Below are 19,460 nucleotides of genomic sequence, written 5' to 3'. Positions count from 1 at the left end.
CCTATGTGTCGTTCTGCCCTGTTTTGCACGGCCCTGGAGTGAGGGCGTCGCCCGGACGGGTCGGGCCGGTGGGGTCCGGTCGCCTCAGACGGCGTTCAGGCCGTGGGCGCGGAAGACCTCGCGCACCTCGGCGACCCGCTCGGGGGTCGGGGACGGCGTGTCGTGCAGGGTGAACGGCATGGCGAGTGCCTGCCATTTCGCTTCGCCGAGCTTGTGGAAGGGGAGGACGTCGACGCGGGAGACGTTGCCGAGACCCCCGGCGAAGGCGGCGACGCCCTCCACGTCGGCCGGGTCGTCGGTGAGGCCCGGGACGAGGACGAAGCGGACGTGGACGTCCTGGCCGAGGTCGGCGAGACGCCTGGCGAAGTCGAGGGTCGGCGCGAGCGGCCGGCCGGTGACCTTGCGGTACGTGTCGGGGTCCCAGGCCTTGATGTCGAGCAGCACCAGGTCGGTGTCGCGCAGCAGCGCGTCGGTGGCGCGGACGCCCAGGAAGCCCGAGGTGTCGAGGGCGGTGTGCAGGCCGAGCTCGTGCTTGAGCCGGTGCAGCAGCTCGCCGGTGAAGACGGGCTGGAGGAGGGGTTCGCCGCCGGAGACGGTGGCGCCGCCTCCGGAGGCGGAGATGAAGCGGACGTACTTGCCCGCCTCGGCGATCACGGCGTCGGCGGAGGTGCGCCGGCCGTTGCGCATCCGCCAGGTGTCGGGGTTGTGGCAGTAGAGGCAGGTGAGGGGGCAGCCCGAGAGGAAGGTGACGAAGCGGGTGCCGGGTCCGTCGACGCCGGTGGACAGGTCCCAGGAGTGGACCGAGCCCTCGGAGGGGCGCTGGGTCGCGGCGGCGGCCGGGGTGGCCGCCGGGGACCCCGGGGCGGCCGCCGGGGTCGTGGGGGCGAGGGCGAGGCTTGTCATGGCGGGGCCTCCTTCGGAGGGGCCTTCGGGCGGTGCGGAGGGGTGCGGCCCCGGGGCCGGCGGTGAGGGCCACCGGCCCCGGGCGCGGGGAGGGGCCGCCTACAGCGAGCCGTGGAAGGTGCGGTTCAGGACGTCGAGCTGCTGCTCGCGGGTGAGCCGTACGAAGTTGACCGCGTAGCCGGAGACCCGGATGGTCAGCTGCGGGTAGTCCTCCGGGTGCTCCATGGCGTCCATGAGCGTGTCCCGGTTGAGGACGTTCACGTTCATGTGGAAGCCGTCGCTGGCCATGTAGCCGTCGAGGATGCCCGCGAGGTTCCCGATCCGCTCCTCGGGGGTGCGGCCCAGGCCGTCGGGGGTGACGGTGTTGGTCAGCGAGATGCCGTCCTCGGCGTCCTCGTAGGGGAGCTTGGCGACCGACAGGGCCGAGGCCACGTAGCCGTGGGTGTCGCGGCCGTTCATCGGGTTGGCGCCCGGGGCGAAGGGCTCTCCGGCGCGGCGCCCGTCGGGGGTGTTGCCGGTCTTCCTGCCGTAGACGACGTTGGAGGTGATGGTCAGGACGGACTGGGTGTGCTCGGCGTCGCGGTAGGTGGGGTGCTTGCGCACCTTCCGCATGAACTCCTCGACCAGCCAGACCGCGATCTCGTCCGCCCGGTCGTCGTTGTTGCCGTAGGCCGGGTAGTCGCCCTCGACGGTGTAGTCGGTGGCGAGGCCGGTCTCGTCGCGGTGGACCGTGACCCTGGCGTACTTGATGGCGGCCAGCGAGTCGACGGCGACCGAGAGGCCGGCGATGCCGAAGGCCATGGTGCGGCGCACGTCGCGGTCGTGGAGCGCCATCTCGATGCGCTCGTAGGCGTACTTGTCGTGCATGAAGTGGATGACGTTCAGCGAGTGGACGTAGACCCGCGCGAGCCACTCCATCTGCTCGTCGAACCTGGCCATGACCTCGTCGTGGTCGAGGACGTCGGAGGTGAGGGCGCCGGTGTCGGGGCCGACCTGGGCGCCGGACTTCTCGTCCCGGCCGCCGTTGATCGCGTACAGGAGGGTCTTGGCGAGGTTCACACGGGCGCCGAAGAACTGCATCTGCTTGCCGACCGGCATCGCGGAGACGCAGCAGGCGATGGCGGTGTCGTCGCCGAAGCGGGGGCGCATCAGCTCGTCCGACTCGTACTGGACGGAGGAGGTGTCGATGGAGACCCTCGCGCAGAACTCCTTGAAGCCCCGCGGGAGGCGCGGCGACCAGAAGACGGTCATGTTCGGCTCGGGCGCCGGGCCGAGGTTGTAGAGGGTCTGGAGGTACCGGAAGGAGGTCCGGGTGACGAGCGGGCGGCCGTCCTCGCCCATGCCGGCGAGGGACTCGGTGACCCAGGTCGGGTCGCCGGAGAAGCCCTGGTCGTACTCCGGGGTCCGCAGGAAGCGGACGATGCGGAGCTTGACGATGAAGTCGTCGACGAGTTCCTGCGCCTGCTCCTCGGTGAGGAGGCCGGCCTCGATGTCGCGCTGGAGGTAGACGTCGAGGAAGGTGGAGGTGCGGCCGAGGGACATCGCGGCGCCGTTCTGCTCCTTCACGGCGGCGAGGTAGGCGAAGTAGAGCCACTGGACGGCCTCGTGGCCGGTGGTGGCGGGGCCGGAGACGTCGTGGCCGTAGGAGGCGGCCATCGCCTTGAGTTCGCCCAGGGCGCGGATCTGCTCGGCGAGTTCCTCGCGCAGCCGGATCGTCTCCTCGATCGAGCGGCGCCCGGCGGGGAGCGCGTCGAGTTCCGCCTTCTCCTCCCGCTTGACCTCGACGAGCCGGTCGACGCCGTAGAGGGCGACGCGACGGTAGTCGCCGATGATGCGGCCGCGTCCGTAGGCGTCGGGGAGTCCCGTGACGACGCCGGCCTTGCGGGCGGCGCGGATCTCCGGGGTGTAGGCGTCGAAGACGCCGGCGTTGTGGGTCTTGCGGTACTCGGTGAAGATCTTCTCGAGGTCCTCGGAGACCGGGTAGCCGTAGGTCTCCAGGGCTCCGGCGACCATGCGCCAGCCGCCGTAGGGCATGATCGCGCGCTTGAGCGGGGCGTCGGTCTGGAGGCCGACGATCAGCTCCCGGTCCCGGTCGATGTATCCGGGGGCGTGGGCGGTGATGGTCGAGGGGACGTCGTACGAGACGTCGTAGACGCCCTTGGCGCGCTCCTCGGGGAACCGGTCGGTGATGGCCTTCCACACGGCGGTGGTCCGCTCGGTGGGTCCGGCCAGGAAGGAGTCGTCGCCCTCGTACGGCGTGTAGTTCTGCTGGATGAAGTCGCGGACGTCGACGGCGTCGCGCCACAGTCCGCCCTTGAAGCCCTTCCAGGCCCGCTCGTTCACCGTTGCTTCAGCAGGGGTCGCAGTCACTGCCCGCACCGCCTTCTTCGATTCATTCGGTCGCGTTTCTGCCTGTCTCCATTGCACCTCTTCTGATCGATCATTTCGGTCGGCAATGGTCACCTCCGGACGGCCTTAGGTCCTGTTCCGGGTACGTAAAAAGACCCCGCCGGGCGGGGTCTTTCTGCGGGGTGCCTCAGCTGGGGGCCTCGGCGCTCTTCCGGGCGTAGAACCACCAGGTCACGACCATGCAGCTGATGTAGAAGGCGACGAATCCCCACATCGCGCTGGTCACGGCCACCGAGCCGAACAGGGCCGGGATGAAGAAGAAGCCGTAGGCCGCGATGGCCGAGGTGAATCCGGTGACGGCGCCGGACTCCATCTCCGCCTGCTTCAGCGCCCTGTCGTATTCCGGGGTGCCTTCCTCAAGGCCCTTGAGGTGGGTTCCCCGGAAGATGACCGGGATCTGGCGGAAGGTCGAGCCGTTGCCGATTCCGGAGAAGAAGAAGGCGGCGAGGAAGCAGAGGAAGAAGCCGTAGAACGAGCCGCCGTCACTGCCCGAGGGCAGGAACTCGATCACGCCGATGATCGCCGCGGCCATGCCCACGAAGGACAAGATGGTGACCCGGGCGCCGCCCCACCGGTCGGCGATCCAGCCGCCGCCCCAGCGGGCGAGCGCGCCCACGGCGGGGCCCATCCAGGCGTAGGTGGCGATCGAGTAGTCCGGGAAGGTGGTCTTGATCAGCATCGGCAGGGCGGCGGCGAAGCCGATGAAGGAGCCGAAGGTGCCGACGTACAGCCAGGTCATCAACCAGTTGTGCTTCCGCCTGAAGATGACCTTCTGCTGCTTGAACGGGGTCGAGGCGACCTTCAGGTCGTTCTGCCCGAACCAGGCGACGGCCGCGAGGACCAGCAGGACCGGGACCCAGAGGAAGGCGGCGTTCTGCAGGTACACGGGGGTGCCGTCGGCCTTGTGCTGGGCCGAGCCGATCGCGATGGTCGACCAGGTGATGACGATCGGGGTCAGCAGCTGCACCACGGAGACGCCGAGGTTGCCCAGGCCGCCGTTGATGCCGGTCGCGCTGCCCTTCTTCGCCTTGGGGAAGAAGAAGCCGATGTTGGCGAGGGAGGAGGCGAAGTTCGCGCCGCCGATGCCGCAGAGGGCGGCGATGGCGACCATCACGGAGTACGGGGTCGTCGGGTCCTGGATGGCGACGCCGAGCCAGATCAGCGGCACGATCAGCACGACCGTCGACAGGGCGGTGAAGCGGCGCTGCCCGACCATCGGGCCGAGGAAGGTGTAGAGGATCCGGGCCGTGCCGCCGGTCAGACCGGGGATGGCCGTCAGCCAGAACAGCTGGGAGGTGGAGAAGCCGAAGCCGACGTCCTTCAGGTTCGTCGCGGTGACCGACCAGACCTGCCAGACGACGAACGCCACCAGCAGCGCCGGCACGGCGATCCACAGGTTGCGGTTCGCGACCTTCCGTCCGATCGACTTCCAGAAGAGCTCGTTCTCCGGCTCCCAGTCCGTGATCGGCCTGCCGGGACGGTACTGCTCCGTGTCGTACGAGACGGCGGTGTCGCCGTCCGTCCTTCTGCTGTCCTGGACTACGGAACTCATGGCGCTTCCCTGACTTCCCTGGCGTTCGGGGACTTCCTTGCCCTTCCAGGCTGCGCCGCGCCCCCCGGGCCGGGTCAGTGCCGATGGTCGCCGGACCGGAGGGCCAAGGTCGGGCCGCGCACGGGCCCTACGACAGGGCCCGGGGCCCGTCAGGGCCGGGTCGTGGGCAGCGGAAGGACCGGGAGGGCCACCGCCGGATCGTCGAGGCAGGCACCGGTCCGCAGGTCGAACTCCTGCTTGTGCAGGGGCGACGCCACCACCGGCACCCCGTCCCGGCTGCCCATGATCCCGTCCGCGATGACGTCGGCACCCGAGAACGGGTCCCGGTTGCCCACCGCGTACACCGTCCCGTCCCCGTCCCGGAACAGCGCGGCCTCCGTGCCGTCCGCGAGGACCGCGGCCCGGCCGCGGCCGGGCTCCAGGAACTCCACCCCGGCCACGTGCGGCTCGAAGCGCGCCAGGGCCGCCGGGTCGTCGAGGACGGCCCGCCACTCGTCGCGATAGGCCGCCACGTGCCGGTCCATCTGCGCCTCCAGCTCCGCGCAGATCCCGAGCGAGTCCTCGACCAGGACCTCCCGGAGGTGCCCCGGACCGTCGCCCCCGCCGGCGATCCGCTCCAGCCACGCCGAGGTGCGCTCCAGGCGCTCCCCGGTCCGTACGTAGTACATGAGGAACCGGTCGACCAGCGTGAAGAGCGCGGCGGCCGTCAGGTCGGAGGCGAGGAGGTCGGCGTGCCGGGGGCGGGTGCCGCCGTTGCCGCAGACGTACAGGTTCCAGCCGCCGGCGGTGGCGATCACGCCGATGTCCTTGCCGCGCGCCTCCGCGCACTCGCGCAGGCAGCCGGAGACCCCGCCCTTGATCTTGTGCGGGGCCCGCAGGCCCCGGTAACGGAGCTCCAGGTCGATCGCGAGCTGCACCGAGTCGCCCTGCCCGAAGCGGCAGAACCGGGACCCGACACAGGACTTGACCGTGCGCAGGGACTTCCCGTAGGCCTGCCCGGACTCGAAGCCCGCCGCGAGCAGCCGGCGCCAGATGACGGGGAGCTCCTCCTTCCGGGCGCCGAAGAGGTCGATCCGCTGCCCTCCGGTGATCTTGCTGTAGAGGCCGTGGTCGCGGGCCACCTCGCCGATCGCGATGAGCTGGCCGGCGGTGATCTCGCCGCCCGGGACGCGCGGCACGACCGAATAGGTGCCGTCCTTCTGCAGGTTGGCGAGGAAGAGGTCGTTGGAGTCCTGGAGCGCGGCCTGCTCGCCGTCGAGGACGTGCCGCAGGCCCAGTTCGGGGGCGAGGGTGCCGAGGACGTTGGCGACGACGGGCTTGCAGACGGCGCAGCCCGCGCCTCCGGAGCCGTACCGCTCCGCCAGCTCGGTGTACGAGCGGATGTGCTCGGCGCGGATCAGTGCGTAGATCTCGGGGCGGGACAGCTCGGGGAAGTGCTCGCACAGGCCGCGGGACCGCGCCACGCCCGAGGCGTCGAGGACGGCCTGGAGGGTGTTCACGCAGCCGCCGCAGCCCGTGCCGGCCCTGGTGCAGCGCTTGACGCCGCCGACGTCGGTCAGCCCGTGCTCGGCGATCGCCTCGGCCACCGCTCCCTTGGTCACGTTGTGGCAGGAGCAGACGACGGCGTCGTCGGGCAGCGCCTCGGCGCCGGGCGGCTCCGCGCCCGCCGCGCCGGCGGGGAGCAGGAACGCCTCGGGCGGGCCGGGCAGTCGGCGGCCGGCGTGCGGCTTGAGGGAGCCGTACGCCTCGGCGTCGCCGACGAGGATGCCGCCGAGGAGCTGTCCGTCGGGGCCGAGCAGCAGCTTCTTGTAGACGCCCTCGCGCCCGTCCGAGAACACGATCTCGGTGGCCCGCGGCCCGCCGTCCCGGCCGTCGGCGAAGGGGTCGCCGAAGGAGGCCACGTCCGCGCCGAGCAGTTTCAGCTTGGTGGAGGTGTCGGCGCCGGTGAAGAGCGTCGCGCCGGAGCCCGCGAGCTGGTCGGCGACCGTCTCCGCCATCTGGTAGCCGGGGGCGACCAGGCCGTACACCCGGCCGTCGGAGGTCTGCGCGCACTCGCCGATCGCGTACACGTACGGGTCGGTGGTCCGGCAGCGTTCGTCCACGGCCACTCCCCCGCGGTCGCCGACCGCGAGTCCCGCCTCGCGGGCGAGCCGGTCGCGCGGCCGCACCCCGGCGGAGAAGACGACCACGTCGGCGGGGAGCCGTGCGCCGTCCGACAGCCTCAGCCGACGGGCCCGTCCGTCGGCGTCCGTCTCGACCTCGGCGGCTCCGACGCCGGTGTGCACGGACACCCCCAGGGACTCGATGGTCGCGCGCAGGGCCGCCGCGCCTCCGTCGTCGACCTGGAGCGGCATGAGCCGGGGGGCGAACTCGACGACGTGCGTGGCGAGTCCGAGGGTGCGCAGCGCCCCGGCGGCCTCCAGGCCGAGGAGGCCGCCGCCGATGACGACACCGGTCCGGGCCTGCTCGGCGTACCGGCTGAGGGCGTCGACGTCGTACAGCGTGCGGTACGTGAAGCAGCCGTGGGCGTCGGCGCCGGGGATCGGCGGCACGAAGGGGTACGAGCCGGTCGCCAGGACCAGGGCGTCGTAGGGGACGACCGCGCCGGAGGTGGTGGCGACCGTGCGGGCGGCCGGGTCGATGTGCTCGGCGGGGTCGCCGAGCCGCAGGTCGATGCCGTGGCCGGTGAGGAACTCGGGGGTGGAGAGGCCGAGTCGGCCGGGGTCGGTGCCGGTGAAGACGGAGGACAGGTGGACCCGGTCGTAGGCGGGCACGTCCTCCTCCGCGAGCACCGTGACCCGCCAACCGGGACCGCCGGGGGCGGCCGGGTCGGCGAGCGCGCCGCGCTCGGCCAGCGCCTCCAGGAGACGGTGGCCGACCATGCCGTGGCCGATGAGCACGAGGTTCTGCGTCCGCTGGGCGGCCATGGCGGTCTCCGGGGGGGGTTCGGGTGGGTGGGTGGGTGGGTGCGCGGGCGGGCGGGGCGGTACGGGGACGGGCGGGGGGGCGGCTGCCCGGGGGCGGGCGGTCGGCTCGCGTGCGGGCGGCTGCCCGGCGGGCCGACGGTCGGCTCGCGGGCGGCTGCCCGGGGGCGGGGCCGGGCGCGTCCGGGCGACCGGTGCGCGTACGGGTCCCTCCCGAGGCGGGCGACCGGTGCGCGTACGGGTCCCTCCCGAGACGGGCGACCGCCTCGCGTACGGGTCCCTCCCGAGGCGGGCGACCGCCTCGCTCACTGGTCTCCTTCCGGGCGCGACCGGCTCGCGACCGGCTCGTGACCGGGTGTGTTCTTCTCCGACCGTAGGGGCGGCGGGTGGGCATGTCGGGCCGTGAAGGGCCCGAGAATCCGGGACTTGGGACCCTGCGGCCGGGGCCGAACGGCGCGGCCGCAGGGCTGCGGCGCGGGCTTAGCGTGAACGGGTGGGGCCGCGCCGACGCACGACACCGTCGCGCGGCCCCCGACGGACACGGAACACCCCGAACCGTCGCACGGCCCCGACGGACACGGGAGACTCACCGACCGCACGACCGGGGGCGGGTGGAGGCACGTATGACGGCACGCGACCTGGTCCTCGCGGTGCACGGGAGCACCGTTCCGGCGGCGGGCGCGACGATCGCCCGGCTCGCCGAGGCCGTGCGCGGACTGACCGGCGGACCCGTCGCCGTCGGGCACCTCGACCACCAGGCGCCCTCCCTCGCGTGCGTCCTCGCGGAGCGGCCGGGTGCGGTGGTCGTGCCGCTGCTCCTCGGCGACGGCTACCACCGCACCGTCGACATCCCGACCGTCGCCCGCCCCCTCGACTGCACGGTGACGCGCGGGCTGAGCGGCGAGCCCGCGGTCGCGCTCGCCCTGTACGACCGGCTGCGGGCCGCCGAACGGGCGACCGGGGGCGCGGCGGACGCGGTGGTCGTCGCCGGCGCGGGGTCGTCGCGGCCGGGCGGGGACGGCGGCACCCTGACGGCGGTCCGGCAGCTGGGCCTGCTCCTTCCGGTGCCGGTGACGGCCGCGTACTGCTCGGCGCGCACCCCGGCACCGGCGGAGGCGGTCGCGCTGCTGCGCGCTCGCGGCTTCCGCCGGGTCGCGGTGGTCGCCCACCTCCTCGCGCCGGGCCGGTTCACGCGCGCGCTGGCCGCGGTCCCCGGCACGTGGACGGTCGCCGACCCGATCGCCGACCACGCGCGCGTGGCGCGGCTCGTGGCCGGGCGGTACGCGGAGGCGGCGCGGGTCCCGATGCGCGTGGCATGCGGGCCGGAGGCCCTTCCGCTCTGATGTGCTGGGGGCATGACACAACCGTTCCTCCCCCTCACCGCGCGCTCCCGCAAGGAGTCGCACCGGGCGGCCACGCCGCTGGAGTTGTTCTTCGACCTGTGTTTCGTCGTCGCCGTCGCGCAGGCGGGCGCGGAGCTCGTGCACGCGGTCGCCGAGGGCCACGCGGGCGAGGGGATCCTCAACTACGCGATGATCTTCTTCGCGATCTGGTGGGCGTGGATGAACTTCACGTGGTTCGCCTCGGCCTACGACAACGACGACGTGCTGTACCGGGTCGTCACCCTCATCCAGATCGCCGGCGTCCTCGTCCTCGCGGCCGGGGTCACGCGCGCCTTCGCCGACCACGACTTCCTCGTGGTCTACATCGGCTACGTCGTGATGCGGCTCGCGCTCGCCACGCAGTGGCTGCGGGCGGCGCACCACGCCACCGACCCCGCCGAGCGGAGCATGTGCCGCCGGTACGCGGGCGGGGTCGTCGCCGTGCAGATCGGCTGGATCGCCCTGCTGGTGGTGCCGGAGGCGGCCCGCCCGTGGGTCTTCCTCGTGATGGCGCTGGCCGAGATGTCCGTCCCCCTGTTCGCGGAGCGGAACGCGCCGAGCACCTGGCACCCGCACCACATCGCCGAGCGGTACGGGCTGTTCACCATCATCGTGCTGGGCGAGACGGTCGCCGCGGCGACCGTGGCGGTGAAGACCGGCATCGCCGAGAACGACGCCCTCGGCGAGGTCCTGCCGATCGCCGCGGGCGGGCTGCTGCTCGTCTTCGCCGCCTGGTGGATCTACTTCGTCGTCCCCGCCCACGACCGGCTGACCTCCAGCCGCGCGGCGTTCCGGTGGGGGTACGGCCACTACGTGATCTTCGCGGCCGCGGCGGCCGTCGGCGCGGGCCTGGAGATCGCGGTGGAGCAGGCCGTGGGCAAGGCCCACATCTCCACCCTCGCCGCCTCGTCGGCGGTCACGATCCCGTCCGCCGTGTTCCTGCTGTCCGTGTGGCTCCTGCACGCCCGCTACTTCAAGGTCGGCATCGCGCAGCAGCTCGTCCTGCCGGTCTCGGCGCTCGCGATCCTGATGTGCTCCTTCGCGGGCCACTGGGCGGTCCTCGCCGCCGGAGTCGTCGCCGCGGCGACGGTCGCGGTCGGCGTGACCCTGACGGCACGGAACCCGGCGACCCGCGCGGGGGCCGGCCCGGGGACGGGGCCGGGCACCGCGGCCGGCTGAACCGGTCCACGTGGTAGGCAGGGGTCATGACACAGCCCCAACAGCACGGGACGACGGACTCGATCACGGATGTGCGCGGTCTGCGCGTGGGCCACGCGCGCGTGGCCGGGGAGGGGGCGCTGAGCGGTACGACGGTGGTGCTCGCCCCGGCCGGCGGGGCGGTCGCGGCCGTGGACGTACGGGGAGGCGGGCCGGGTACGCGGGAGACCGACGCGCTCGACCCGCGCAACGTCGTCCAGCGCATCGACGCCGTCGTCCTCACCGGCGGCAGCGCCTACGGCCTGGACGCCGCGGCCGGGGTGATGGCCTGGCTGGAGGAGCGGCGGCGGGGCGTGCGGGTCGGTCCCGACCCCGCGCACGTGGTGCCGGTCGTGCCCGCCGCGTGCGTCTTCGACCTGGGCCGGGGCGGCGACTTCGGCGCCCGGCCCGGACCGGCGACGGGACGGGCCGCGGTGGAGGCGGCCGAGGCGAGCGGGGACCACGCGCGCGTCGAGACGGGCGCGGTCGGCGCGGGCACGGGCGCGGTCGTCGGCGGCCTCCGGGGCGGGGTGGGCACGGCGAGCACCGTCCTGGGGTCCGGGATCACGGTCGGCGCGCTCGTGGTGGTGAACGCGGTGGGTTCCGCCGTCGACCCGGCCACGGGTGCGCTGTACGGGGCGTACGGAGAGCCCGGCGGCCCGCCCATGTTCCCGGAACGGGCGGTGCACGAGGCCGCGGTGCGGCGCCTCGCCGAGGCGCGGGAGGCGGCCGCCCCGCCCCCGCTGAACACCACGCTGGCCGTCGTCGCGACCGACGCCGCGCTGACCCGCGCGCAGGCGCAGAAGGTCGCGGGCACGGCGCACGACGGGATCGCGCGCGCCCTGCGTCCGGTGCACCTGATGAACGACGGCGACACCGTCTTCACGCTCGCCACCGGGGACCGCGAACTGCCCAGCGAGCCGGGTCCGCTGGCCCTGAACGAGGTCCTGGCGGCCGGCGCGGAGCTGGTGACGCGGGCGATCGTCCGGGCGGTGCTGGCGGCCCCCGGCGGCCTCCGCGGGCCGGGCGGGGACTTCCCCTCGTACCGCGAGCTCTACGGCGGGACGCCGGCCGTGGATCCGTACTCCCGGTAACGGCAGGGGAGTTGGGCGGGACGCCCTCGGGCGGGTCGGGAACTTCTCGCCGGCGCCCTTCGTTTTCCCGAACCCCGGACGCGATGTCGGACCCAGGGACTACGTTAAGCAAGCACCAAGTGACATGCGGCGACGGCCTGGAGACCCTCTTGAACGATCCGCAGGATCCTCACGATCCGTACGAGACGACCGAGACGCAGCTTGAGCGGCTCCTCGGCCGGGCGCTCAACTCCTTCGACCTGCCCGACTCGACCGTCGAGCGCCTCGGTACGGCGCTCGCCCACTCCAGCGCGCTGCACTCCTCGCACCACAGCGCGTCGCTGCACCGATCCACCCACCGCCACACGTACCTGCTGAGCGACGGCTCCGCGCTCAGTCTCTGGGAGCTCACGCACAACGCCGGGCGGGACGGCACCGAGCACCACGAGCTGTACGCCGAGGAGTCGGAGGCGCGGCTCGCCGCCTCCCGCCTCCCCGCCGGCCCCCTGCCGGGCTGGACGGCCGAGCACGCCGACGGCCGCGCCTTCGACGAGGACGACGACCTGGCGCTGCTGAGCGCGCTGCTCGCCCGCCCGATACCCGCCCAGCCCCGGATGTACGTGCCGGACAACTCCGCCGACCACGCGCGCCGCGTCCTGCGCCGCGCGGAGAACGCGGACCGGCCGGGCGAGGCGACGGCCCGCCGGCTCCGGCTGGCCTTCGCCCACCACATCACCCAGGCCTTCGGGCGTCACGGCGCGCTGGAGGGGGGCCGGGACGCCGGCTTCACCCTCTACGAGCACCAGTTCCTGCTGCTCGACGGCAGCGAGGCCAGCCTCTGGGAGGTCGAGCACACGGCGACTCCGGACGGACGCCACATGTGCGAGGTCTACGAGGACGAACGCGCGGCCCGGGACGCGATGGAGTCCCGCTCCAGGGTCCGCTGACACCCGGGCTCCAGGGCCCGCCGACCCAGGGGGAAGGGCCCCGCTCCGGAACGATGTCCGGGGCGGGGCCCTCCGTCACGACCGGCGGCTCAGTGCGTGAGCACCGGCTCCTTCCCGACGGGCTCCGGCTCCTCGCCGCCGCCCTCCAGGTGCTGCTTCGGCTTCGCGGGGAGCGCGAACATCACCAGGAAGATCACGGCCAGCACGACCGCGACCCAGCCCATGGCGTTCTGGAAGGCGTCCGCGAACGCGAGTCCCGCCTCGGTCGGGGACTTCGGGGCGGGCTTCCCGTCGATCACGCCGAAGAAGACCACCGACACCAGGCCGAGCCCGAGCGCGTTGCCCATCTGCGTGGTCGTGTTGATGAGGCCCGAGGCCGAACCGGCGTGCTCGCGCGGCACCTCGGAGAGGACCGCGTCCGTCAGCGGGGCCACGATCAGGCCCATGCCGAGCCCCATGACGACCAGCGGCGGGATCATCTGCCAGGACGCGATGCCCGTCCCGTACCGGCCCGCCTCGACGATGTAGAGCAGGACGCCCGCCGTCATCGTCAGGGCGCCCGCCTGGAGCACCTTGCGGCCGAAGCGCGGCACCAGCTTCTGCACCGAGAGGCCGGCGGCCACCGAGACCGCGATCGAGAACGGCACCCCGGTGAGGCCCGCCCGCAGCGGGGTCCAGCCGAGCCCGATCTGCATGTAGAGCGTCCAGACCAGGAAGAAGATGCCCATCACGACGCCGAAGGTGAGCTGGACCGCGATGCCGGCCGCGAAGCTCTTCACCCGGAACAGCGACAGCTCGACGAGCGGCGAACCGTCCTTGCGGGTCTTGTACTTCTCGTACGCGACGAGGACGCCGAAGACGGGCAGGCTGCCGGCCATCATCAGGTAGCCCCACAGCGGCCAGTCCAGCTCGCGGCCGCGCGTCAGCGGGTAGATCAGCATGAGCAGCGCGGTCGTCACCAGGAGCACGCCGACCAGGTCGAGGCGGAGCGCCTTCGGCGCCTTGGACTCGGTGATGAACTTCCGGCCCAGGAGCAGGCCCGCGATGCCGACCGGCAGGTTGATGAGGAAGATCGGACGCCACTCCAGGCCGGCGATGTTCCACTGGGTGAGCAGCGCGCCGAGCAGCGGTCCGGAGACCGCGCCCAGGCCGACGATCGCGCCGAACAGACCGAAGACCTTGCCGCGCTCGTGCGCCGGGAAGGTGGCGTGGACGATCGACAGGACCTGCGGCACCATCATCGCGGCCGCCACGCCCTGGAGGAGGCGGGAGGCGATCAGCATCTCCTGGTTGGCCGCGAACCCGCAGAGCGCCGAGGCGAGCGTGAAGCCGGCGGTGCCGAGGAGGAAGAGCCGCTTGCGGCCGTAGATGTCGCCGAGACGGCCACCAGTGATCAGACCGGCGGCGAACGCGAGCGCGTACCCGGCGGTGATCCACTGGATGGCCCCGATGCTGGCGCCGAGGTCCCGCTCGATGCTGGGGATCGCGATGTTGACGATCGTGGCGTCGACCAGATCCATGAAGGCGGCCGTCATGACGATGGCGAGGGCTATCCAGCGCCGCTTGTCACCGGTGTCCGTGGGGGCCGCGTCCGTGGCGGCGTCGAGGTCGTGTGCACTCATACGAAGAAGATAAAGGCCATCTAGGTCAGTACATGTCCTAGATCGCCCGCATCCTGGACGACATGACGGACACCCCGGCACGACTCCTGAATCTGCTCTCGCTCCTCCAGACCCCGCGCGAGTGGCCCGGAAGCGAACTCGCCGAACGGCTCGCGGTCTCCCCCCGCACCATCCGCAGGGACATCGACCGGCTCCGGGACCTCGGGTACCCGGTGGAGGCGACGCTCGGCGCCGTCGGCGGCTACCGGCTCGTCGCCGGCACGGCCATGCCGCCGCTGCTCCTCGACGACGAGGAGGCGGTCGCCATCGCGGTCGGCCTGCGGGCGGGGGCGGGACACGCCATCGAAGGCGTGGAGGAGGCCTCCGTACGGGCCCTGGCGAAGCTGGAGCAGGTCCTGCCCGCCCGGCTCCGGCACCGGGTCTCCACCCTCCAGAACGCGACGATCCCGCTGACCCGGGGAGACGGCGCGACGGTCACCCCCGCCACCCTGACGGCCCTGGCGGGCACGGTCACCGGCCGGGAACGGCTCCGCTTCGGCTACCGGGCGGGCGACGGAGCCGAGTCGAAGCGCCTGGTCGAGCCCTACCGGCTGGTCTCCACCGGGCACCGGTGGTACCTGGTGGCGTACGACCTGGGGCGCGAGGACTGGCGCACGTTCCGGGTGGACCGGGTGACCGACCCGCTCGCCACGGGGGCGCGCTTCACCCCGCGGGAGCTTCCCGCGGGCGACGCGGCGCAGCTCCTGGCCCGCTCGATGTCGCGGGCGCAGCCGGAACTCGACCTGGACGTCACCTTCGAGGCGCCGGCCGACTTCGTCACGGCCCGGCTCCCCTCGCACCTGGTCCCGACCCCGACGGGACCGACGACCTGCCGCCTCCGCGCGCGGTCGGCGGACTCGGTCGAATGGCTGGCCATCCGCCTGGCCCTGGTGGACGCCCCCTTCACGATCGAGAGCCCCCCGGTCCTCCGCACCTACACGGAGGACCTGGCGACCCGCCTGACGGCGGCGACGCGTACGTGACCGGAGGACCGTGACCGGCCGGGGCCCACCGGCTCCGGGCCGGCCACGGCCGGGCGGGAGGGGCCCACCGGCTCCCGGCCGGACGGCGGCCGTCCGCGGGGCGACGCGACCCGCACGCCGGGGCGAGCCCCGGACCAGGGGCCGAGGCCCCGGGGACACGGCTCTGCGGGCCGGGGGTGATCCCCCGGCCCGCAGAGCCGGCCCGGTCGCCGGCCGCTCTAGGCCACCGCGTCGAAGCCCGTGTCGTGCGCCATCTTCTTCAGTTCCAGCAGGGCGTGCTTCTCGATCTGACGGATCCGCTCGCGCGTCAGACCGTGCTGCTTGCCGACCTCCGTCAGCGTCCGCTCGCGCCCGTCCTCGATCCCGTACCGCATGCGGATGATGGAGGCGGTCCGGTGGTCGAGCTTGTCGATGAGGTCGTCGAGCTCCTCGCTGCGCAGCAGCGTGAGCACCGACTGCTCCGGGGAGATCGCCGACGTGTCCTCCAGGAGGTCGCCGAACTGCGTCTCGCCCTCGTCGTCCACCGACATGTTCAGCGAGACCGGGTCACGCGCCCAGTCGAGCACGTCCACGACGCGCTCGGGCTTCGTGTCCAGCTCGGCCGCGATCTCCGCGGGCTCCGGCTCGCGGCCGTGCTCCCGGTTGAACTCGCGCTGCACCCGGCGGATCCGGCCGAGCTCCTCCACCAGGTGGACGGGGAGCCGGATCGTGCGGGACTGGTCGGCGATGGACCGGGTGATGGCCTGGCGGATCCACCACGTGGCGTACGTGGAGAACTTGAAGCCCTTCGCGTAGTCGAACTTCTCGACCGCGCGCACCAGGCCCGCGTTCCCTTCCTGGATCAGGTCGAGCAGCGGCAGGCCGCTGCGCGGGTAGCGCCGGGCGACGGCCACGACGAGCCGCAGGTTGGACTTGATGAAGAGGTCCTTGGCACGCTCGCCCGCCTCGTAGAGCGCTTCGAGCTCCTCGCGGGACGCGCCTCCCGCCTCGGACTCCACCTCACCGTCGAGTATCTGCCGGGCGTACACGCCCGCCTCGATCGTCTGCGAGAGCTCGACCTCCTTGGCGGCGTCGAGCAGGGGCGTGCGCGCGATCTCGTCGAGGTACATGCCGACCAGGTCGCGGTCGGCGATCTCCCCGCCCACGGCGCGAACGCTGCTTGCCCGTGCGGCCCCGCTCTGGGCGGAGGTCTGACGACGGGCGACGGCACGGGTTGCCATGCGTGCTCCCTTGCTGAGTAGGTCGCGACACCTTTTCGGGTGCCCTGCATCCGACGGAAACAACGACTGGAATCAGGACAGAATTCCCACCCGGCTCATGGATTTTCGCGATCATGCAGTATCCTGCGCGGCCGCCGCCCCTGCGGGCATGCTTCCGAAACCCACGGAGGTGCAGGTCAGACCGGGCACGGGGGGTGGTCCGACGTCGCTCGCGGGGTCTCCGACCACACCGTCGGTGAGACCGCGATCACACGCGGCGTCACCCCTCAAGACGCACGCGCGGGCCATCGGGTTGCGCACGCCGTGACACCGGGTGACACCGGACGGCGACGAGCGGCGGTGAGCGGCTGCGAGCGGCGGCGAGGGGGCTGGAAGAGACCGCCGACCGGACCGGACGGACTGCCGGGGACGGAGTCCCGGTCGGCCTCCCGGACTAGGTCCCGGGGCCGTTCCGCCGCGCCCTCCCCCGCCCTAGCGTCGCCTCATGAGCGACGCATCCGGCACCGACGCATCCGGCACCCTCGACGAAGCCCTCGAACGCCTCCACACCACGGGCCCCGAGCGCAACGGCTGGCTCACCAACCACGCCCCGATGGCCGTCGAGGCCCTGGTCCGCAACGGCCAGGCCCCGACCGTGCACCGCTGGCTGGACCACTACGCGCCCAAGCTGGAGGAGCTCCCCCCGCCGTCCCGGCCGGTGACGGCCGCCGACTGGCGCGAGGCGCTCGGCGACCCGGCCCGGATCACCGACTGGACCCGCTTCTTCGGCCGCGAGCTCGACGAGCATCCCTGGCGGGAGGTCCTGGCCGGCTGGTGGCCCCGCCTGCTGCCGGGGATCTCGGCCTCGGCGACGCATCCCGTGATCCGCACCGGTCATGCCGTCCGCACCCTCCTGGAGTCCGAGGAGGCGTCCGGGGCCGGCGGGGCGACCGCGCCCCGCGTCGCCGAGCTCGCCCACGCCCTCGGCTACTGGGCGGCCCGCAGCGCACCACTGCCCCCGCTCGGCGCGCTGGCCCCGGCGCCGTCGGCGGCCGCCGCGCTCGACGCCGTACCGCCGGTGCCGGTGCAGAAGGGCGGGATCCGCGACCGGCTCCCGCAGCTGACGGCGCTCCCCGTCTGGGGTGCGGCCCCGGATCCCGACACGGCGAGGGACCGGCTCGTCGAGCTGGTCACGGCGGCCACGCACCGGTACGCGACCCACGGCCACGGCGAGCCGGTCATGCTGGTCCACGCGGCGACCGCGCCCAACGCGGTGCTGCGCACCCTGCCCGCGCTCCCCCGCGAGCTGTGGGCGCCGAGCCTGGCGGCGGCCTGGGCGGCGGCGGCCGCGGTGACGGCGGCGTACACCCCGCGGGAGGCCACCGCGTGGACGCCGACCCGCCTCACTCCCGAGGAGGTCTTCGAGCGGGCCGCGGCCCACGGCGACGACCACACGATCAAGTTCACCGACACGGCCCTGGACGTCGGCGACCCGCTCGCGCTGGCCGCCGCCGCCCGCTCGATCGAACTGAACCCGCCGGCGTTCTAGCCCGGACCCGCCCCGTCGGCCGGCCGGCCGAGCAGGCGACCGCCCGGCCGGCCGACTAGCCGAACTGCACGGACCGCTTGGCGAGCCCCATCCAGAACCCGTCGATCACCGACCGCTCGGCGTCGAGGTCCCCCGCCGCGTCCGCCGCGCCCATCGTGACGAAGAGGGGGGCGAAGTGCTCCGTACGCGGGTGGGCGAGCCGGCCGGCCGGCGACTTGTGCTCGAAGTCGAGGAGCGCGTCCACGTCCCGCGCGGCCAGGGCCTCGTGCCCCCAGGCGTCGAACTCGGCCGACCAGCCCGGCACCCCGCCGCCGGTGTGGCGGAGGGCGGCCAGGTTGTGGGTGAAGAATCCGCTGCCCACGATCAGGACGCCCTCGTCGCGCAGCGGGGCGAGCCTGCGGCCGATGTCCATGAGGCGGCGCGGATCGAGGGTGGGCATGGAGATCTGGAGCACGGGGATGTCGGCGCCGGGGAACATCTCGACGAGCGGCACGTACGCGCCGTGGTCGAGGCCCCGGTCGGGGATGTCCTGGACGGGCGTGCCGGGCGCGCGGAGCAGCTTGCGGACGGCCTCGGCGAGCCGCGGCGCACCGGGGGCCGCGTACTGGACCCGGTAGTAGTGCTCGGGGAAGCCCCAGAAGTCGTAGACGAGCGGGACGCTCTCGGTGGCGCCGAGGGCCAGGGGGGCCTCCTCCCAGTGGGCGGAGACCATGAGGATGGCCGTGGGGCGCGGAAGGTCCGCGGACCAGGCGGCGAGTTCACCGGGCCAGACCGGGTCGTCGGCGAGCGGCGGGGCGCCGTGGGAGAGGTAGAGGGCGGGCATCCGCGCGCGCGTGGCCCCTGTTTCCAGCGTGGTGTCCATGGCGGCCACCTCCGGTTTCTCGATCGCAGCAGGTCCTTGAAACTTCAAGCGTTCTGCCGTACACCGTAGACCTATGTAGTTCAACTTTCAAGAACGAGTCGTACGATTGGGCACCATGGGAGACATGACCGAACCCCGCTGGCTCACCGACGAGGAACAGCACGTCTGGCGCGCGTACCTGCACGCCACCACGCTCCTCGAGGACCACCTCGACCGCCAGCTGCAGCGCGACGCCGGGATGCCGCACATCTACTACGGGCTCCTGGTCCAGCTCTCCCAGGCCCCGCGCCGCCGGCTGCGGATGACCGAACTGGCCAAGAGCGCCAAGATCACCCGCTCCCGCCTCTCCCACGCGATCGCGCGCCTGGAGAAGAGCGGGTGGGTGCGGCGCGAGAACTGCCCCTCCGACAAGCGGGGCCAGTTCGCCCGGCTCACGGACGAGGGCATGGAGGTCCTCCGGCGGACCGCCCCCGGCCACGTGGCGGCCGTACGCCAGGCCCTCTTCGACCGTCTGTCCCCCGATCAGGTGAAGCAGCTCGGCGCGATCATGCGCGTCATGGCCGAGGGCCTCGAACCCGCCGGCGCGGACGCCGACCTGCCCTGGCTCCGCTGACGGACGACGGAGACACCCGCCGGCGACCCGCCGGAAGGGCGCACGCCCACCCCGGTCCCGCTGACGACCCACACGACCCGCCGGGGCACCCCGTAAGCCTTCCGGGGGCTTCCGGGGGGTCCCCGGGCACGCCCCGGAAGCCCCCGGACACGCCCCTGCCCCGGCCCGCCGGCGAACGGCGGGACCGGGGCAGGGTGCGCACAGCA

At 73.2% G+C, this 19,460-nt stretch carries 14 protein-coding genes; 7 read left to right on the top strand and 7 right to left on the bottom strand.

Features of this window, described 5'->3' with window-relative positions; translation table 11 throughout:
• Window positions 1-84: 84 nt before the first annotated feature.
• From pflA to nirB, 4 genes are all read right to left on the bottom strand, one after another.
• On the bottom strand, window positions 85-903 hold the full coding sequence (pflA, locus tag ACY0MR_RS21520; RefSeq protein ID WP_473554761.1) for a pyruvate formate-lyase-activating protein: 819 nt from the start codon (window positions 901-903) through the stop codon (window positions 85-87).
• A 99-nt stretch (window positions 904-1,002) separates the two neighbouring features.
• Window positions 1,003-3,273: a formate C-acetyltransferase gene (pflB, locus tag ACY0MR_RS21515; RefSeq protein WP_473554758.1), complete on the bottom strand. Its 2,271-nt coding sequence runs from the start codon at window positions 3,271-3,273 to the stop codon at window positions 1,003-1,005.
• 166 nt (window positions 3,274-3,439) lie between these two features.
• Window positions 3,440-4,864, bottom strand: a complete 1,425-nt coding sequence (locus ACY0MR_RS21510) for a NarK family nitrate/nitrite MFS transporter (RefSeq protein WP_392866179.1) — start codon at window positions 4,862-4,864, stop codon at window positions 3,440-3,442.
• A 149-nt stretch (window positions 4,865-5,013) separates the two neighbouring features.
• On the bottom strand, window positions 5,014-7,791 hold the full coding sequence (gene nirB / locus ACY0MR_RS21505) for a nitrite reductase large subunit NirB (RefSeq protein ID WP_473554756.1): 2,778 nt from the start codon (window positions 7,789-7,791) through the stop codon (window positions 5,014-5,016).
• A gap of 620 nt (window positions 7,792-8,411) precedes the next feature.
• Between nirB and ACY0MR_RS21500 the strand changes: the two genes are divergently transcribed.
• The 4 genes from ACY0MR_RS21500 (at window position 8,412) to ACY0MR_RS21485 (ending at window position 12,387) form a co-directional block, all read left to right on the top strand.
• A complete protein-coding gene (locus ACY0MR_RS21500) occupies window positions 8,412-9,131 on the top strand; it encodes a sirohydrochlorin chelatase (protein ID WP_473554753.1) in 720 nt (239 codons plus the stop codon).
• A gap of 12 nt (window positions 9,132-9,143) precedes the next feature.
• Window positions 9,144-10,349 (top strand): low temperature requirement protein A, encoded by a 1,206-nt coding sequence (locus tag ACY0MR_RS21495; RefSeq protein ID WP_388806540.1) that lies wholly within the window; start codon window positions 9,144-9,146, stop codon window positions 10,347-10,349.
• 26 nt (window positions 10,350-10,375) lie between these two features.
• On the top strand, window positions 10,376-11,461 hold the full coding sequence (locus ACY0MR_RS21490; protein ID WP_473554751.1) for a P1 family peptidase: 1,086 nt from the start codon (window positions 10,376-10,378) through the stop codon (window positions 11,459-11,461).
• Window positions 11,462-11,544: 83 nt separating this feature from the next.
• Window positions 11,545-12,387 (top strand): DUF6227 family protein, encoded by an 843-nt coding sequence (locus ACY0MR_RS21485; RefSeq protein WP_388806544.1) that lies wholly within the window; start codon window positions 11,545-11,547, stop codon window positions 12,385-12,387.
• A gap of 89 nt (window positions 12,388-12,476) precedes the next feature.
• Here the strand turns inward: ACY0MR_RS21485 and ACY0MR_RS21480 are convergent, their stop codons facing one another.
• Window positions 12,477-14,009, bottom strand: a complete 1,533-nt coding sequence (locus ACY0MR_RS21480) for an MFS transporter (protein WP_403315903.1) — start codon at window positions 14,007-14,009, stop codon at window positions 12,477-12,479.
• 62 nt (window positions 14,010-14,071) lie between these two features.
• Between ACY0MR_RS21480 and ACY0MR_RS21475 the strand changes: the two genes are divergently transcribed.
• Window positions 14,072-15,031 carry a helix-turn-helix transcriptional regulator gene (locus tag ACY0MR_RS21475; RefSeq protein WP_388806786.1) on the top strand — a complete coding sequence of 320 codons (960 nt, stop codon included), beginning with the start codon at window positions 14,072-14,074 and terminating at the stop codon, window positions 15,029-15,031.
• Between the two features lie 218 nt (window positions 15,032-15,249).
• Here ACY0MR_RS21475 and ACY0MR_RS21470 read toward each other — a convergent pair whose 3' ends face one another.
• The gene (locus tag ACY0MR_RS21470) at window positions 15,250-16,251 is read right to left on the bottom strand and encodes a sigma-70 family RNA polymerase sigma factor (protein WP_148003791.1); all 1,002 of its coding nucleotides are present in this window, start codon (window positions 16,249-16,251) and stop codon (window positions 15,250-15,252) included.
• Window positions 16,252-16,735: 484 nt separating this feature from the next.
• Between ACY0MR_RS21470 and ACY0MR_RS21465 the strand changes: the two genes are divergently transcribed.
• Window positions 16,736-17,779 (top strand): questin oxidase family protein, encoded by a 1,044-nt coding sequence (locus tag ACY0MR_RS21465; protein ID WP_473554747.1) that lies wholly within the window; start codon window positions 16,736-16,738, stop codon window positions 17,777-17,779.
• Between the two features lie 55 nt (window positions 17,780-17,834).
• Here the strand turns inward: ACY0MR_RS21465 and ACY0MR_RS21460 are convergent, their stop codons facing one another.
• Complete coding sequence (locus ACY0MR_RS21460; protein ID WP_361854854.1) at window positions 17,835-18,641, bottom strand: dioxygenase family protein; 807 nt, start codon at window positions 18,639-18,641, stop codon at window positions 17,835-17,837.
• Window positions 18,642-18,765: 124 nt separating this feature from the next.
• Here ACY0MR_RS21460 and ACY0MR_RS21455 point away from each other — a divergent pair, with 124 nt between their 5' ends.
• The gene (locus ACY0MR_RS21455) at window positions 18,766-19,254 is read left to right on the top strand and encodes a MarR family winged helix-turn-helix transcriptional regulator (protein WP_388806553.1); all 489 of its coding nucleotides are present in this window, start codon (window positions 18,766-18,768) and stop codon (window positions 19,252-19,254) included.
• Window positions 19,255-19,460 lie beyond the last annotated feature (206 nt).

Source organism: Streptomyces sp. JN8 (assembly GCF_055808075.1).
This window is presented reverse-complemented; position numbering and strand designations above follow the sequence as displayed.

Coding starts and splice junctions, on each gene's coding strand:
- nirB (WP_473554756.1), bottom strand. CDS start 7,791: ATGGCCGCCCAGCGGACGCAGAACCTCGTGCTCATCGGCCACGGCATG.
- ACY0MR_RS21460 (WP_361854854.1), bottom strand. CDS start 18,641: ATGGACACCACGCTGGAAACAGGGGCCACGCGCGCGCGGATGCCCGCC.
- ACY0MR_RS21455 (WP_388806553.1), top strand. CDS start 18,766: ATGACCGAACCCCGCTGGCTCACCGACGAGGAACAGCACGTCTGGCGC.
- ACY0MR_RS21470 (WP_148003791.1), bottom strand. CDS start 16,251: ATGGCAACCCGTGCCGTCGCCCGTCGTCAGACCTCCGCCCAGAGCGGG.
- pflA (WP_473554761.1), bottom strand. CDS start 903: ATGACAAGCCTCGCCCTCGCCCCCACGACCCCGGCGGCCGCCCCGGGG.
- ACY0MR_RS21480 (WP_403315903.1), bottom strand. CDS start 14,009: ATGAGTGCACACGACCTCGACGCCGCCACGGACGCGGCCCCCACGGAC.
- ACY0MR_RS21465 (WP_473554747.1), top strand. CDS start 16,736: ATGAGCGACGCATCCGGCACCGACGCATCCGGCACCCTCGACGAAGCC.
- ACY0MR_RS21490 (WP_473554751.1), top strand. CDS start 10,376: ATGACACAGCCCCAACAGCACGGGACGACGGACTCGATCACGGATGTG.
- ACY0MR_RS21495 (WP_388806540.1), top strand. CDS start 9,144: ATGACACAACCGTTCCTCCCCCTCACCGCGCGCTCCCGCAAGGAGTCG.
- ACY0MR_RS21510 (WP_392866179.1), bottom strand. CDS start 4,864: ATGAGTTCCGTAGTCCAGGACAGCAGAAGGACGGACGGCGACACCGCC.
- ACY0MR_RS21485 (WP_388806544.1), top strand. CDS start 11,545: ATGTCGGACCCAGGGACTACGTTAAGCAAGCACCAAGTGACATGCGGC.
- ACY0MR_RS21475 (WP_388806786.1), top strand. CDS start 14,072: ATGACGGACACCCCGGCACGACTCCTGAATCTGCTCTCGCTCCTCCAG.
- ACY0MR_RS21500 (WP_473554753.1), top strand. CDS start 8,412: ATGACGGCACGCGACCTGGTCCTCGCGGTGCACGGGAGCACCGTTCCG.